This is a genomic window from Amycolatopsis xylanica (genome assembly GCF_900107045.1).
In the GTDB taxonomy this organism is placed as follows: Bacteria; Actinomycetota; Actinomycetes; order Mycobacteriales; family Pseudonocardiaceae; genus Amycolatopsis; species Amycolatopsis xylanica.
The window spans coordinates 501,240-516,841 of sequence record NZ_FNON01000004.1 but is presented as its reverse complement, the minus strand read 5'-3'; the positions used below and the strand labels follow the sequence as shown (position 1 = coordinate 516,841).

The following is a 15,602-nucleotide window of genomic DNA, read 5'->3' as shown; positions in this document are numbered from 1 at the left end:
AAGGAGAATCAGTGTCGAAACTGCACGAAATCGGGACCTGGCTGGAAAACCGGCTGCCCGGGCTGCTCGCCGAGAACCAGGTGCCCGGCGCCGCCGTCGCCGTGTACGCGGGTGGCGAGCTGGTCGAGGCCGCCGCCGGTGTGCTCAACCGGAACACGGGGGTCGAGACGACCACCGACTCGGTGTTCCAGATCGGCTCCATCACCAAGGTGTGGACGACCACGCTGGCCATGCAGCTCGTCGACGAGGGCAAGCTGGACCTCGACGTCCCCATCCGCACCTACCTGCCGGGCTTCACACTCAAGGACGACGAAGCCGCCGCTCGCGTCACCACACGCCAGCTGATGTGCCACACCGCAGGCTTCGAGGGTGACATCTTCACCGACACCGGCCGAGGCGACGACGCCGTCGAGAAGCTGGTCGACAGCTTCGGCGAGGTGCCGCAGCTGTTCGCGCCCGGCGAGCTGTTCTCCTACAACAACGCCGGCTACTGCGTGCTCGGCAGGCTGATCGAAGTCTTGCGGGGCAAGCCGTTCGCGGACTGCCTGACCGAGCACCTGGTCACCCCGCTCGGCCTGACCCACGTGGCGCCCAGCCCGTACGAGGCGGTCCGCTACCGTGCCGCGCACGGTCACGTCCAGGCCGACCCGGACGCCGAACCCGAGCTGGCGCCCGCCTCGGTGCTGGCGCCGTCGAACGCGCCGGCCGGATCGATGCTCGCCATGCGCCCGCGCGACCTGATCGCTTTCGCCGCGATGCACCTGCGTGACGGCGAAGGCGAGAACGGCACCCGCGTGCTGAGCGCCGAAAGTGCCCGCGCCATGCGGGAAACCCAGATCCAGGTGCCGAAGACCGGCCTGGTCGGCGACACCTGGGGACTCGGCTGGACGCTCTACGACTGGCCGGGCGGCCCGGTGCCGGGCCACGACGGCGGCACGATCGGCCAGAGTTCGTTCCTGCGCATCGTGCCAGGCAAGGACGTCGCGGTCGTCGTGCTGACCAACGGTGGCAACGTGATGGCGGTCGCCCAGGAGATCCTCGGCAAGGCACTGTCCGAACTGGCCGGTGTCGAGATGCCCGCATTGCCGGTGCCCGACGCCGCCGCACCGCGCATCGACGCCACCCGCTTCGTCGGCGAGTACGCCTCGGCCGTCGATCGCACGGTGATCAGCCAGGATGAGGACGGCAGGGTCTGGATGGAGAAGGTGCCCCAGGGCGTCTTCGAGGACGTGCTCGTGCCCGACAAGGTCGAGCTGGTCGCGTTCGGCGAGAACACGCTGATCCCGCTGAAGCCGATCCAGGGCATCTACGTCCCGCAGTCCTTCATCGGCGACGACGGCGAAGGCCGCGCGCTGCTGCTGCACGCCGTCCGCGGTGTCCGGCGGGTGACCGCATGAGCACCGTCGAAACGCAGATCGCCCAGGTCTTCGCCGACGCGGGCGCGCAAGGCTTCTTGTACGCCAGGGAAATCGGCGGCCACGCCGAGGTCTCCGTCGGCGGGGACGACCAGGTGGTGCTGGCGTCCGTGCTCAAGATCCCGGTCGGTGTCGCCTACGCCAGGGAGGTCGTCGCCGGACGCCTCGACGAGACCGCGCGCACCAAGGTCGGCGCGCGGTACCGCGTCGGCGGCATCGGCACCGCGGGCTGCGCCGACGACGTCGAGATGAGCTGGCGTGACCTCGCGCTGCTCATGCTGACCATCAGCGACAACGCGGCCACCGACGTGGTGTTCCACCGCGTCGGGCAGGAAGCCGTCGACCAGGTGCTCGCCGACCTCGGGCTCGGCCGGACCAGGATCCTCGGCTGCTGCGAGGACCTCGGCAAGTCGATCCTCGCGGACCTCGGCGCAGACGAGAACGCCGACGAAGAAGAGGTGCTCATGGCCGCCACGCCCGAGCAGATCTGGAAGCTCGCCGTGCTCGACCCCGCGCGCACGACCTCCTCCACCCCCAGGGAAATCGCCCGGCTGCTCGAAGCGATCTGGACCGACGAGGCCGCCGAACCCGCGGCGTGCGAACGGGTCCGCTCGATCATGGCCAAGCAGGTCTGGCCACACCGGCTCTCGTCCGGGTTCGGCGACGAGGTCCAGGTCGCCGCGAAGACCGGCACTCTGCCCGCCGTCCGCAACGAAGCAGGCGTCGTGTCCTTTCCGGACGGCCGCCGGTTCGCGGTCGCCGTGTTCACCCGCGCCGAGTCACTCGCCTTCCGCCTGCCCGCGGTCGACGCCTCCATCGGCAAGGCCGCCCGCCTCGCCGTCGACCACTTGATCGGAGCAACCCGATGATCCGTACCTGCGCCGCGGTGGTCGCGGTGGTGGCGCTCGTCAGCGCCTGCGGTACCGGTTCCGGTGACACCGCGAACCAGAAGCCGGTGGACGGCAAGACGTTCAGCTTCGGCCTCGGCTCCGATCCCGGCAACCTCGACCCGCACATGAGCGTGCTCTCGGTGACCGGCCAGGTCGCCCGGTTCCTTTACGACACCCTGATCGACGTCGACGCGGACGGGAAGCCCATCCCGAGCCTCGCCGAGAAGTGGGACGCGACGACCACCACCGCGTCGTTCACCCTGCGCCCCGGCATCACCTGCTCCGACGGCTCGCCGCTGACCGCGGCCACGGTCGCCGCGAACATCGGCTTCGTCGGCGACCCGGCGAACAAGTCGCCGATGCTCGGCGTCATGATCACCCCCGGCACCAAGGCCACGGCCGATGAGGCGAGCCGCACGGTCGTGGTGACCAGCGGCGCGAAGGACGCCTTCCTGCTCCGCAACGTCGGCAGCCTGGCGATCGTGTGCGACAAGGGGTTGAAGGACCGCAAGCTCCTCGCGAAGGGGGAAAGCGGCACCGGCATGTTCGCCATGTCCGAGCTCGTGCCGAACGACCACTACACGCTGACCCGCCGCAAGGAGTACACCTGGGGACCCGGCCAGTGGAAGGCCGAGCCGGGCCTGCCGGACAAGGTGAACCTCCGGGTGATCTCGAACCTCACCACCGCGGCCAACCTGTTGCTCTCCGGTGAGCTCAACGCCGCGGCCATGCCGGGGCCCGACCGCCAGCGGCTGGAGGCGCGCAAGCTCTTCCACGCCGACTTCACCACGGCGATGGGCGAGATCTTCTACAACCAGGCCGAGGGCAGGCCGGGCAGTGACGAGGCGGTGCGCCGCGCGCTGACCCAGGCACTCGACCTCCCGCAGCTCGCCAAGGTGCTGACCGCGGGCAGCGGCAAACCCGCGCAGGGCCTGGTCACCGCCGAACCCGCGGTCTGCGCGGGCGACAGCGTCAAGGGGACACTCCCCGCGTTCGACCAGGCGGCCGCGAAGTCCACATTGGACGCCGCAGGCTGGAAGGCCGGACCGGACGGCATCCGCGCCAAGGGCGGCAAGAAGCTCGCCATGACGGTCCTCTATGGCACGCAGCTCGGCCCGACCATGGCGCCGACGGCCGAACTGTTCCAGCAGGCGTGGAAGGCGATCGGCGCCGACGTGACGCTCAAGGCCGTCGACAGCCCCGGGCTTTCGACGCTGCTTTTCGGCACCGGCGAATGGGAGGTCTCGCTCGGCCCGATCGGGCTGACGCTGCCGAGCATGGCCGTGCCGTTCATGTCCGGCCCGTCCGCGCCGGACGGGACCAACTTCGCGCACATCAAGAACCCCGACTACGACCGCATGGTCACCGAGGCCGCGGCGTCGCCGGGCGAGGCGGGCTGCCCGACTTGGCTGGCTGCCGAGACCGCGCTGTTCAAGAAGCTCGACGTGGTGCCCTACACCAATGCCGTCGTCCCGTACTTCGGCAGCGGCGCGAAGTTCGTGGTCAGCCAGGCCAGCATCACCCCGTCGTCGATCCGGATGTACGCGTCATGACCACCTGGCCGGGCTTCACCGCCCGGCGCGTCGGGCGGTTCGCCGTGTCGCTGTGGGTGCTGGCCACCGCCGCGTTCGCGATGATCCACCTGGTGCCGGGCGACCCGGTCCGCGCGTCGCTCGGCATGGGCGCCCCCGCCGAGCTGATCCGGGCCCGGCGGGCGGCGCTCGGGCTCGACGATCCGCTGTGGCTGCAGTACGTGCACTACCTGCGCGGGCTGTTCACCGGCGAGTTCGGCACCTCGATGGCCAGCGGCCAGCCGGTCGCCGACGTGATCGGCGACCGGCTGCCCGCCACCCTGCAGCTGTCCGTGCTGGCGTTCGCGCTGGTCGTGGTGGTGGCGGTGCCGCTCGGCGTGCTGTTCGCGGTGCTCACCCGCGGCGGCAGGCGCCGCGGTGGCGAGCTGGCGTTCACCTCGGTGAGCGTCGTGCTGGCCGCGATCCCGGAGTTCCTGCTGGCGGTCGGGCTGGTCGCGGTGCTCGCCGTCGGCTTCGGCTGGTTCCCGGTGGCGGGCAGCGCGGACGCCGCGTCGTACGTGCTGCCGGTGCTGGCGCTGGCGATCGCGCCGGCCGCCGTGCTCTCGCGGATCGTCCGGGTCGAGGTGCTTTCGGTGCTGGACAACGACTTCGTCCGCACGGCGCGAGCGAAGCGGCTGCCGGCGTGGAAGGTGTACGCGCACCACGCGCTGCCCAACGCGCTGACCGCTTCGCTGACGCTCGGCGGGCTCATGCTGACCGGCATGGTCGCCGGGACGGTGCTGGTGGAGAACGTGTTCGCCTGGCCGGGGCTCGGGTCGACGATCGTGGCTTCGATCGTCGGTAAGGACTATCCGCTGGTGCAGGGGATCGTGCTGGTCTACGGCGCCGGTGTGCTGCTGGTGAACCTGCTGGTCGACGTGCTGCTCGCGGTGCTCGATCCGCGTTCGACGATTCGGGAGGCCTGAGATGAACCGGATCCGGGACGCGGCGCGGACCCCGGTCGGCGCGTGCGCGGCGGTGCTGCTGGCCGTCATGGTCGCGCTGGCCGTGGTCGCGCCGATGATCTGGGGAGACGCGGCCTCGGTCGTCGACACCGACGCGATCGCCCAGGCGCCGTCGGGAGCACACCCGTTCGGCACCGACGCGCTCGGCCGCGACATTCTCTATCGCACGCTGGTGGCGACCAGGATCTCGGTCGCGCTGGCACTGCTCGTGACCGTGATCGGCCTGCTGGCCGGTCTCGTGCTCGGCATGCTGCCGACCGTGCTGCCGCGGCGGGCCGCCCGGCTGCTGGTCTCGGCGGTCAACATCGCGGTCGCGTTCCCGGGGCTGCTGCTGGCGCTGTTCCTCGCGGCGATCATCGGCGTCGGCACGCAGGGCGCGGTCGTGGCGATCGCGTTCGCCATGGCTCCCGGGTTCGCCAGGCTCGTGCAGACGCTCTCCGCCGGTATCGCCGGGCGGGATTTCGTCGCCGCGGCAAGGGTTTCCGGTGTGGGCAGGCTGCGGCTGCTGACCAGGCACGTGCTGCCGAACATCGCCGAGCCGCTGGTGGTGAACGCGACTATCGGCGCCGGTTCGGCGCTGCTCGCGTTCTCCGGGCTGTCCTTCCTCGGCATCGGCGTGCAGGCGCCGGACTACGACTGGGGCAGGCTGCTGCGCGAAGGTCTCGACGGCGTCTACGTGAACCCGGCCGCCGCGCTCGCCCCCGGCGTCGCGGTGGTGCTGGCCGGGCTGGCGTTCAACCTCGCCGGTGAGACCGTGGCCGCCGTGGTCGGGTTGCGCACGCTGACCTCGAAGCGCAAGGCGGGCGAGCCGCCGGAGCCGCACGCGCCAGCCCCGGCCGTCGTGGCGGGGGAGAACCCGGTGCTCGTGGTCGAGAACCTGCGGGTGGCCTTCCCGAGGCAGGACGGCTGGACGGAGCCGGTGCGCGGCGTGAGTTTCTCGGTTCAGGCCGGGGAAGCGGTGGGCGTGGTCGGCGAGTCGGGCTCGGGCAAGAGCCTGACCGCGCTGGCGGTCTCTCGCCTGCTCGAGGCGCCCGCCAAGGTGACGGCCGACCGGCTCGAGTTCGACGGGACACCACTGGAGTCCACTTTGGACAGGGTGCTCGGCACCTCGCTGGCGATGGTGTTCCAGGACCCGATGTCCTCGTTCAACCCGACCCGGCGGATCGGCTGGCAGCTGGCCGAGGTTTCCCAGCAGCACCAAGGGTTCACGCGCAAGGACGCGCTCGCCCGCGCGGTGGACCGGCTCGCGGCCGTGCGGATCCCGGACGCCGTGCGGCGGTCCCGGCAGTTCCCGCACCAGTTCTCCGGCGGCATGCGCCAGCGGGCCATGATCGCCATGGGCCTGATGGGCAAGCCGAAACTGATCGTGGCCGACGAGCCGACCACCGCGCTCGACGTCACCGTCCAGCGTGAGGTGCTGCGGCTGCTCACCCGCACGCGCCGGGAGGAGGGCGCGGCGATCCTGCTGATCAGCCACGACATCGCGGTGGTGTCGCAGACCTGCGAACGCGTGCTGGTGATGTACGCGGGACGGGTCGTCGAGGACCTGCCGACCGCCGGGCTGCCGGGCAACGCGCGGCATCCGTACACACGGGCACTGCTGGCCACCAGTGTCGACTTGACGACAGATCGGGACGCCCCGCTGATGGTGATTCCCGGCCGCCCGCCGGAGCCCGGCCGGATGCCCGAGGGCTGCGCGTTCGCCGACCGCTGCCCACTGGCCGAAGACCGCTGCCGAACCGAGGATCCGGTGCTCACCGGGAATGGACACAAGGTCGCCTGCTGGGTGGGAGGTTCGGTATGAGCGAGCTGAAGTTCGACGCCGTGAGCGTGCGCTACGGCGAGCTGGCCGTGGTCGACGAAGTCAGCCTGACCGTCCCGTCCGGTCAGGTCGTCGGCCTGGTCGGCGAGTCAGGGTCCGGCAAGTCGACGCTGTCGCGGACCGCCGTCGGACTGGTCGCGCCCAGCGCGGGCGCGGTGCTGCTCGACGGTGTCGACGTACGGAAACTGCCCAGGCCACAGCCGGTCCGGATGGTGTTCCAGGACCCGTATTCCTCGCTGAATCCCCGGATGCGCATCGGCGACGCCATCGCCGAGGCGATGCCCCGGCGGGCACCGGGCAAGGCGGCCGAGGTGGCCAGGCTGCTCGATCTGGTCGGGCTCGACCCCGACCGGGCCGGGCAGCTCCCGGCCCACTTTTCCGGCGGGCAGCGGCAGCGGATCGCGCTGGCCCGTGCGCTCGCAGGCAACCCCAAGGCGTTGATCGCCGACGAAATCACCTCGGCGCTCGACGTCTCCGTGCAGGGCGCGGTGCTCAACCTGGTCCGAGAGCTGCAGCGGCGCTTGGGCCTCTCCATGCTCTTCATTTCGCATAACCTCGCGGTAGTCAGGTATGTCAGCGATTTCGTCGCCGTGATGTACCAGGGCCGCATCGTCGAGGCGGGCCCCGCCGAGCAGGTGCTCACCGACCCCCAGCACGAGTACACGCGAGAACTTCTGGACAACCACATCCCGACCGTCGCTTAAGGAGACAGCCGTATGACCCGGCGCCTGACCACTGATGACCTCTACGCGCTCGCCTTTCCCCAGCAGCCGGCGATCGCGCCCGACGGCAGCCGCGTCGTGTACGTGCTCCGCACCGCCGATCGCGAAGCCGACGCCACCGTCCACACGCTCTGGCAGGTCGGGATCGACGGCGGCGACGCCGTCCGGCTGACCACGGGCAAGGCCGATCTGGCCCCCGCGTTTTCCCCGGATGGCGCCAAAATCGCGTTCCTGCGCGAGGGGAACGTATGGCTGTTGCCCGCGTCGAGCGGCGAACCGGAGCAGCTGACCAAGCTGCCACTCGGCGCGGGCACGCCGGTGTGGAGCCCGGACGGCACGAAGATCGCCTTCACCGCGCCGATCGACCTGGCCGCGGCCGAGGGCGAGGACGACGCCGCCCGCGAGCGGCGAGCGTCCGCCCCGGTGGTTGTCGAGAAGCTCGGATTCAAGGCCGACGGCGCCGGGCTGGTGCGGACCATCCGCACGCACCTGCACGTCGTCGACGTCGCGTCGGGCGACGTCCGGCAGGTCACCGAAGGGGACTGGCACGCGAGCGACCCCGCCTGGTCACCGGATGGAAAGCGGCTCGCGTTCGCCGCCTCGATGGACGACGACGCCGACCTCACGTTCCGCTCCGCCGCGTACGTGGTGGCCGCCGACGGCTCCGACGACCCGCGCCTGATCGGGTCCGGCACCGGGCAGTGCGGCGTGGTGAGCTGGACCGCCGACGGCGCCGCGTTGCTGGTCGTCGGCGCCCGCACCACGGAGACCGGGCACACCGAACTCCTCCGGGTGCCGCTCGACGGCGGCGAGGCCGTCAGCGTGACCGCACCGCTCGACCGCAACCTGATGCCGGGCGGCCCCGGCTACCCCGGAGCGCTGCCGCGTGCGCTCGAGGACGGCTCGGTGCTGTTCTGCGTGCGCGACCGCGGGCACACCCACCTCTACACGACCACCGATGCCGCACCACGCCGGATTCTCGGCGACGCGACGACCTCGGTGTCCGGTTTGGACACCGCGGGCACCACCGCGGTCGCCGTGCTGGCCACGCCGGAGTCCTATGGCGAGATCGTCGCCGTCGACCTGACCGACCGCACGATCACCCTGCTCACCTCGCACGGTTCTGCACCTGAGGGTGTCGAGCTTTTCGTTCCGCAGGAACGGGAATTCGCCATCTCCGACGGCACGACCGTGCACGGCTGGCTGGTGCGCGACCCCTCGATCGAAGGGCCGCAACCGCTGCTGCTGGACATCCACGGCGGACCGCACAACGCCTGGAGCGGTGTCGCCGACGCGATCCACCTCTACCACCAGGAGCTGGCCGCGCGCGGCTGGGCGGTGCTGCTGCTCAACCCGCGTGGCAGCGACGGTTACGGCGAGTCGTTCTTCACCGGCGCGGTCGGGCAATGGGGCACGGCCGACGTGAAGGACTTCCTCGAGCCACTCGACGATCTCGTCGCCGAGGGCGTCGCGGACCCGAAGCGCCTGACCGTGTCCGGGTACAGCTACGGCGGCTACATGACCTGCTACCTGACGAGCCGCGACAACCGGTTCGCCGCCGCGGTCGCGGGCGGCGTGGTCAGCGACCTGACCAGCGTGGCCGGAACCTCCGACTTCGGGCGCTTCATGGCCGTCACCGAAATCGGCGCGAACCCGTGGGAAGACCGCGAACTCTACCGGCGCTCGTCGCCGTTCGACGGGGTCGAGCAGGTGCGCACGCCGACGCTGATCGTGCAGGGCGAGGAGGACCACCGCTGCCCGGTCGGGCAGGCCGAGCAGTGGTTCGCCGCGCTGCGTGAGCGGGACGTGCCGACCGAGCTGGTGCGCTACCCCGGCGGCTCGCATCTGTTCATTTTGGACGGTCGCCCGTCGCACCGGATCGACTTCAACCGCCGGATCGCCGAGTGGGTCCAGCGGTACGCGGTCGCGCCCGGCGCCACGGTGCGCCGCCCGATCGACGCGGCGCACTGGCAGCGGCGGCTGACCGCGCTGGCGCGCAAGCACGGCGTTCCCGGTGCGGCACTGGGGATTCAGCGTGACGGTGAGCCGATCTGCCTGAGCACAGGCGTGCTGAACACGGCCACCGGCGTCGAGGCGACCCCGGACTCGGTGTTCCAGATCGGGTCGATCAGCAAGGTCTGGACCTCGACCGTCGCCATGCAGCTGGTCGACGAGGGCCTGATCGGGCTCGACGCGCCGATCGTCGACGTGCTGCCCGAGCTGCGGCTGGCCGACCCCGACGTGACCAAGCAGGTCACCCTGCGGCATCTGCTCACGCACACCAGCGGCATCGACGGCGACGTGTTCACCGACACCGGCCGCGGCGACGACTGCCTGGAGAAGTTCGTCGAGCTGCTCGAAGACACCGCGCAGATGCATCCGCTCGGCGCGACCTTCTCCTACTGCAACTCGGGTTTCGTGCTGATGGGCAGGCTGATCGAGAAGCTCACCGGCAAGACCTGGGATCAGGCGATGAGCGAGCGGATCTTCGCACCGCTCGGCATGAAGAGCGCGACCACGCTGCCGGAAGAGGCGCTGATGTTCCGCGCCGCGATGGGCCACGTCAAGGTGGACGGGGAGATCCGGCCAGGGCCCGCGTGGGGACTGCCCCGTTCGGTGGGCCCGGCGGGGCTGATCACCGCCTCGGTCCAGGACGTGCTGGCGTTCGCGCGCCTGCACTTGAACGGCGGCAAGGCGCCCGACGGCACCCAGGTGCTGAGCGAGGACTCGGTCGCGCTGATGATCGAGAAGCAGGTCGAGTTGCCCGACAAGCACAGCATCGGCGACTCGTGGGGTCTCGGCTGGATCCGGTTCGACTGGGGCGGCGAGCCGCTCTACGGCCACGACGGCAACACGATCGGGCAGTCGGCGTTCCTGCGGATCCTGCCGTCGCAAGGCCTGGCGGTCACCCTCCTCACCAATGGTGAAGGCGCCTCGGACCTCTACCGTGAGCTGTACGGTGAGATTTTCGCCGAACTGGCAGGCGTCACGATGCCCGCACAGCTGGAGCCACCCGTCACACCATCCACAGTGGACTCATCACGGCATTTCGGCGTCTACGAAAGGGCTTCGGTCACACTCGAGGTCTACCCGGAAGGTGACGTCGTGCGGATGCGCCGCACCGCCACCGGGCCACTGGCCGCGCTGGTGCCAGATCCTGTGGTGGTCACCGATCTGGTGCCGGTCTCCGACGGTCTCTACGTCACCCGCGAGCCGGGCACGCGGTCCTGGATGCCGGTGGTGTTCTACGCGCTCCCGACGGGGGAGCCGTACGTGCACCTCGGTGTCAGGGCGACGCCGAAAGTCGCTTGACCGCAAGGGTTCGCGGGTGCCACGGCACCCGCGAACCCTTGCTAGGCCGAGCGGGTACGCGAGTTGCTCCGTTCCGGGGATCGGCCGTCGCGAGTACTCCGATTCCACGTACCGTGTCTCCGGCGGAGGAGGCCTCAATGACGAATCGCTACTCGTGCACGGTCTGCACCGGAACCTTTGATCAGCTGCCGCCGGCCGCGAAACCGGCGTGCGCGCACGGCGGGGACATGGTTCCGATTCCTGTTTTCGACGGCGCGCCGACCGGATGCTTTGATCGCACCAGGTTCAACGGCTCGGTTTTCACTCGGCAGAACTTCGTCTCGTCACTGGGACGCGGACGGTTCGACTGCCAGTACGACCAGCACGCCGGTGTCATGGAGATCATCATGAAGATCGACATCGGCGCAGGCGACGTCCCGCAGGCCGAACAGCAGGCGCTGGCGGCGAAGTTCAAGAACCGCGTGCCCGCGTACTGGAACGGCAAATGGACCTTCCGCTGCAGGCGGCCTGGCTGGACGGACCTGCCACCGGTCACCTGCCGGTTCCGGGTGGAGATCGTTCCGCCAGGCCAAAGTCACTTCACGCTGGCGTTGTCCCGGCCGAAGGAAGACCCGGCCAAGGTGCAGAAAGGACGCCCGATCTACCTGCGTGAATGCCGGGGCTTCCTGTCGCTCAAGCAGGTGATCACCGGTAATCCGCAAGCCAGGGATCAATTGGATCTCCTGGATTTCCATCTGGACGACTTCGCCCATGTCCTCGCGGCGCAGATCATCACCATGCATGAGCGAAGACGGCTTCAAGCGGTGTTGGAATCCATGTGGAACATTTTCCACCTGCCCTTGCGGGTGCGGCGCGACAATGAGGACACCACCATCGAGGCGATGATGAGCGCCCTGTTCCTGGGATTCGACGGTGAGATCCCCACCATCCTCGCCGACAAGCTCACCGATTTCTCCAAGATCGCGGGCCGCCGGATGCCGGGGACCCGTCCGGTGCCGATCATCATTTCCCCGCCGGGGAACAAGATCGTGGAGAAACGGGAGGACTGGGACGCGCAGGCCAGACGCGTGGTGGAGTTCCTGCAGAAGCTTCCCGACGGGAACACGATCCAGCTGGGCTCGCCGATCCCCGAGGCGGTCACGCTCACCATCCGGATCGACGAGGAGCTGGAGCAGAGCGAGCTCAACGACCTCCAGTACAACGTCTCCGTGCACGAGTTCGGCCACATGCTGGGGCTGCCCGACGAGTACGAGGATCCGCCGAACTCGCCGAACGCCAAGCCGGAGGACCGCGCCAAGGCGACGGTGAAGGCCGAATACCTCAAGCTCTGCCAGCTGGCGGGCCTCGCGGCGCCGAACTTCCCCTCGCACACCTCGAGCATGATGAGCGACGGCATGACCGTGCTTCCCTTCCACGCGATGTCCGTGTGGGACGCGCTCTGCAAGATGACCCAGCCCTACCTCGCACCGCATCACTGGGAGATCCGCCCGGTCTGATGGTGGTGCCAGCACCACCATCGAGCCGCCTGGCTCGTCCACTGTGGTCGTCCCGGATCCTTCCTAGCCTTCTGGGCAGAGGATTCGGGACCGACCACAGGAGAGATTCGCGTGATTCGCATCGCAGGTGTCAGCAAGACGTACGGGAAGGGCGCCAACGCGGTCCACGCGCTTCGCGACGTCTCCTCCCTGTTCCCGCCGGGCACCTTCACGGCGGTGATGGGCCCGTCCGGGTCCGGCAAGAGCACCTTCCTGCACTGCGCGGCCGGGCTCGACCGGCCCGACGCAGGCTCCGTCCAGCTGGGTGACGTCGATCTCGCCAAGCTGAACGAGCGCAAGCTCACCGAGCTGCGCCGCGCGCGGATCGGGTTCGTCTTCCAGGCGTTCAACCTGATCGGCTCGCTGACCGTGCGCGACAACATCCTGCTGCCCGCGCGGCTCGCGGGCACCAAGGCCGACCAGGGCTGGTTCAAGCAGGTCGTGGCCGAGGTCGGCCTCACCGACCGGCTGCACCACCGGCCCGGCGAGCTGTCGGGTGGCCAGCAGCAGCGCGTCGCCATCGCCCGCGCGCTGGTGACCAGGCCGGACGTCGTCTTCGGAGACGAGCCGACCGGCGCGCTGGACACCACGACCGGCGGTGAGGTGCTGTCGCTGCTGCGCCGCGTCGTCGACCAGCACCAGCAGACCGTGATCATGGTCACCCACGACCCGGTCGCCGCATCCTACGCCGACCGCGTGGTGTTCCTGGCCGACGGCAGGCTCGTCGGCCACCTCGATCACCCGACCGCGGCCGCCGTCGCCGACCGGATGACCCACCTGGCCGAGCAGGGGGCCGTCCGATGCTGAGCCTCGCGATGAAGACACTGCGGGCGCGCAAGGGCGCGTTCGCCGCGGCCTTCCTGACCTTGCTGGTCGCGTCCACCCTGATCACCGCGTGCGGCCTGCTGCTGCAGACCGGCATCGCCGGCGGTGTGCCGACCGAGCGCTACCGCGGCACCGAGGTGGTCGTCACCGCCGACCAGTCCTTCCACACCGAGAAGCCGAAGAAGGACCGCTTCGAACCCGACACCCCCGACTCGCCGGATCAGCTGAAGGAACGCATCCGCCTCGACCCGGCGCTCGCCGCGAAGCTCGCGGCCGTGCCCGGCGTCCGCGCGGTCGTGCCGGACGTGTCGTTCCCCGTGACCCTGGGCAAGCAGACGCCGGGCGCCCCGGTGCTCGGGCACGGCTGGGACAGCGCGCAGCTCACGCCGTTCGAGCTGAAATCGGGCAAGGCTCCGCAGCGTCCCAACGAGATCGTGGTCGGCCAGCGTGCGGGGCTGAAGGTCGGCGACACCGTCGACGTCCAGGTCAACGACGCCCCGGCGCCGTATCGGGTCTCCGGTGTGGCCGAGCCGTCCGGCGGCGAGTTCGCCAAGCAGGCCACGGTGTTCTTCACCCCGGACCGTGCCACGGAACTGGCCGCGACCGGCGGCCGGGTGGACGCGTTCGGCGTGCTCGCCAAGCCGGGCACTTCGGTGGACGCGCTCCAGGAGTCCCTCGAGAAAGCGTTGCCGGCACATGGTTTCGAGGTCCGCACCGGCACCGACCGCGGCGCGGGCGAGTTCATCGACGACGGCAACGCGCTGGCGCTGCTGCTGGCTCTCGCGGGGTCGTTCGGCGGCATCGCGCTGATGATCGCGGTCTTCGTGGTCTCCAGCACGCTCGCGCTTTCGGTCCAGCAACGCCAGCGCGAGATGGCGCTGCTCCGCGCGATCGGCACCACGCCGCGCCAGCTCCGCCAGATGGTCAGCGGCGAGGCCTTCGTGCTCGGCCTGCTCGCCGCGGTGGTGGGCTGCCTGCCCGGGTTCCCGGTCGGCAAGTGGCTGCTGGAGATGTTCCAGGGCTTCGGCATGGTGCCTCGTGAGGTCGAGCTGGTCAACGGCCCGCTTCCGGCGGTGGCCGTGGTCTCGGCCCTCGTCGTCGCGGCGGTGCTCGCCGGCCTGAGCGCGGTCCGCCGCGCGGCCAAGATCCGTCCGACCGAGGCACTCGGCGACGCCGCCACCGGGCGCACCCTGATCGGCAAGGGCAGGCTCTTCACCGGCTTGGTACTGGCGGCGGGCAGTGTCGCGCTGCTGATCGCATCCGCGTTCCTGAGCGGGGTCGCGGCGGCGGGCGCCGCCAGCGGCGTGGCGATCCTGTTGATCATCGCGATCGCCGTGCTCGGGCCGGTCGTGGCCAAGGTGATCGCCTTCCTCGCGGCGCCGCTGATGCGCCGCTACCGGGTCGGCGGCTACCTGGCGAGTGCGAACAGCACCACCAACGTGGGCAGGCTGGCGGGTTCGATCGTGCCGCTGGTGCTGGCGATCGGCTTCGGCTGTGTGGCGATGTTCGTCCAGACCACGCAGGTCCGGGTGGCCGAGGAGAGCGGCAAGACGAGCATCACGGCGGACTACGTTTTGACCGCGCCCCAAGGCATCCCGGCCTCGGTCCCGGCCGAGATCGCCGCTGTCCCTGGCGTTTCGTCGGTCACGTCACTGCGCCAGACCCAGCTGAAGGAGGAGCTTCCCCCGGGCACCGAGTCGATGAACGACGCGATCGACACGATGGTGGTCAGCCCGGGTGACCTCGGGAAGACCCTGGACCTGCGGCCGTCCCAGGGCGACCTGACGAAGGTGCGCGGCAACGACATCGCGGTGTCCGCGGCGACCGCGTCCTCTTTGGACGTGTCGCTGGGCGGCTCGGTCAAGCTGCGCCTGGGCGACGCCACGCTGGTGGAGGTGCGGGTGGTCAGCATCTTCGAGCGTGAGCAAGGGCTGGGCAAGATCGTGGTCGACCGGGCTTTGGTGGCCGGTCACACGAACAGCCAGCGTGACGACCAGGTGCTGATCAAGGCCGACGCCTCGGCGCTGCCGGTCCTGAAGGCTCAGTTCCCGGATCTCGTGGTCGCCGACGGCGCGTCGGTCGAGGCAGCGCGGACCGGTGCCTTGCGCGCCAACATGTGGATCAACCTGCTGGTGGTCGGGATCATCATGCTCTACACCGGCATCGCCGTGGTCAACACGCTGGTCATGGCCACCGGCGCCCGCCGCCGCGAGTTCGCGCTGCTCCGCCTGGTCGGCGCCACCCGCAAGCAGGTCCTCCGCACGACCCGCTGGGAAAGCGCGCTGGTGGTGGTCTCGTCGATCATCCTAGGCTCCGCGGTGGCGGCCGCGACGCTGGTCCCGATCAGCATCGCGCTCAGCGGCTCCCCGATGCCTTACGTCCCACCGGCGCTCTACTTCGGACTGATCGGCATCGTGACGGTCCTGGGCTTGGCCGCCACCGAAATCCCGGCCCGCCTCGCCCTCCGCCTCAAGCCCGTCGAAGCGATCGGCATCAAGGAGTAGCCCGCCATCGGGGTCGTGAGTGTTCCGGCCGGTTCTAACCG

9 protein-coding genes and 1 pseudogene are annotated in these 15,602 nt (G+C 70.0%); all 10 read left to right on the top strand.

What is annotated here, in order from left to right; translation table 11 throughout:
* The first annotated feature begins 11 nt into the window (after positions 1 to 11).
* The 10 genes and pseudogenes from BLV57_RS21270 (at position 12) to BLV57_RS21225 (ending at position 15,561) form a co-directional block, all read left to right on the top strand.
* Positions 12 to 1,397: a serine hydrolase domain-containing protein gene (locus tag BLV57_RS21270; protein ID WP_091291358.1), complete on the top strand. Its 1,386-nt coding sequence runs from the start codon at positions 12 to 14 to the stop codon at positions 1,395 to 1,397.
* The gene (locus tag BLV57_RS21265) at positions 1,394 to 2,284 is read left to right on the top strand and encodes a serine hydrolase (RefSeq protein WP_091291356.1); all 891 of its coding nucleotides are present in this window, start codon (positions 1,394 to 1,396) and stop codon (positions 2,282 to 2,284) included. The genes BLV57_RS21270 and BLV57_RS21265 overlap by 4 nt, the downstream gene beginning before the upstream one ends.
* On the top strand, positions 2,281 to 3,858 hold the full coding sequence (locus tag BLV57_RS21260) for an ABC transporter substrate-binding protein (protein WP_091291353.1): 1,578 nt from the start codon (positions 2,281 to 2,283) through the stop codon (positions 3,856 to 3,858). The genes BLV57_RS21265 and BLV57_RS21260 overlap by 4 nt, the downstream gene beginning before the upstream one ends.
* Positions 3,855 to 4,802 carry an ABC transporter permease gene (locus tag BLV57_RS21255; protein ID WP_091291351.1) on the top strand — a complete coding sequence of 316 codons (948 nt, stop codon included), beginning with the start codon at positions 3,855 to 3,857 and terminating at the stop codon, positions 4,800 to 4,802. The genes BLV57_RS21260 and BLV57_RS21255 overlap by 4 nt, the downstream gene beginning before the upstream one ends.
* Position 4,803: 1 nt before the next feature.
* Positions 4,804 to 6,645, top strand: coding sequence for a dipeptide/oligopeptide/nickel ABC transporter permease/ATP-binding protein (locus BLV57_RS21250; protein WP_091291349.1), 1,842 nt, complete (start codon positions 4,804 to 4,806; stop codon positions 6,643 to 6,645).
* Positions 6,642 to 7,340: pseudogene (locus BLV57_RS21245) on the top strand (ABC transporter ATP-binding protein); the annotation flags it as partial. The gene BLV57_RS21250 and the pseudogene BLV57_RS21245, both read left to right, overlap by 4 nt.
* 39 nt (positions 7,341 to 7,379) lie before the next feature.
* Entirely contained in the window at positions 7,380 to 10,697 is a 3,318-nt protein-coding gene (locus BLV57_RS21240; RefSeq protein ID WP_091291347.1) for a serine hydrolase, read from the top strand.
* 137 nt (positions 10,698 to 10,834) lie between these two features.
* Positions 10,835 to 12,193 carry a zinc metalloprotease gene (locus BLV57_RS21235; RefSeq protein WP_091291345.1) on the top strand — a complete coding sequence of 453 codons (1,359 nt, stop codon included), beginning with the start codon at positions 10,835 to 10,837 and terminating at the stop codon, positions 12,191 to 12,193.
* Between the two features lie 114 nt (positions 12,194 to 12,307).
* Positions 12,308 to 13,039 carry an ABC transporter ATP-binding protein gene (locus tag BLV57_RS21230; protein WP_218134865.1) on the top strand — a complete coding sequence of 244 codons (732 nt, stop codon included), beginning with the start codon at positions 12,308 to 12,310 and terminating at the stop codon, positions 13,037 to 13,039.
* The gene (locus tag BLV57_RS21225) at positions 13,033 to 15,561 is read left to right on the top strand and encodes an FtsX-like permease family protein (RefSeq protein ID WP_091291341.1); all 2,529 of its coding nucleotides are present in this window, start codon (positions 13,033 to 13,035) and stop codon (positions 15,559 to 15,561) included. Before BLV57_RS21230 ends, BLV57_RS21225 begins: the two co-directional genes overlap by 7 nt.
* Positions 15,562 to 15,602: the final 41 nt, after the last annotated feature.

Bases quoted from the DNA above. Each gene is read 5' to 3' on its own strand.
- BLV57_RS21265 (WP_091291356.1), top strand. From the start codon at position 1,394: ATGAGCACCGTCGAAACGCAGATCGCCCAGGTCTTCGCCGACGCGGGC.
- BLV57_RS21260 (WP_091291353.1), top strand. From the start codon at position 2,281: ATGATCCGTACCTGCGCCGCGGTGGTCGCGGTGGTGGCGCTCGTCAGC.
- BLV57_RS21255 (WP_091291351.1), top strand. From the start codon at position 3,855: ATGACCACCTGGCCGGGCTTCACCGCCCGGCGCGTCGGGCGGTTCGCC.
- BLV57_RS21250 (WP_091291349.1), top strand. From the start codon at position 4,804: ATGAACCGGATCCGGGACGCGGCGCGGACCCCGGTCGGCGCGTGCGCG.
- BLV57_RS21240 (WP_091291347.1), top strand. From the start codon at position 7,380: ATGACCCGGCGCCTGACCACTGATGACCTCTACGCGCTCGCCTTTCCC.
- BLV57_RS21235 (WP_091291345.1), top strand. From the start codon at position 10,835: ATGACGAATCGCTACTCGTGCACGGTCTGCACCGGAACCTTTGATCAG.
- BLV57_RS21225 (WP_091291341.1), top strand. From the start codon at position 13,033: ATGCTGAGCCTCGCGATGAAGACACTGCGGGCGCGCAAGGGCGCGTTC.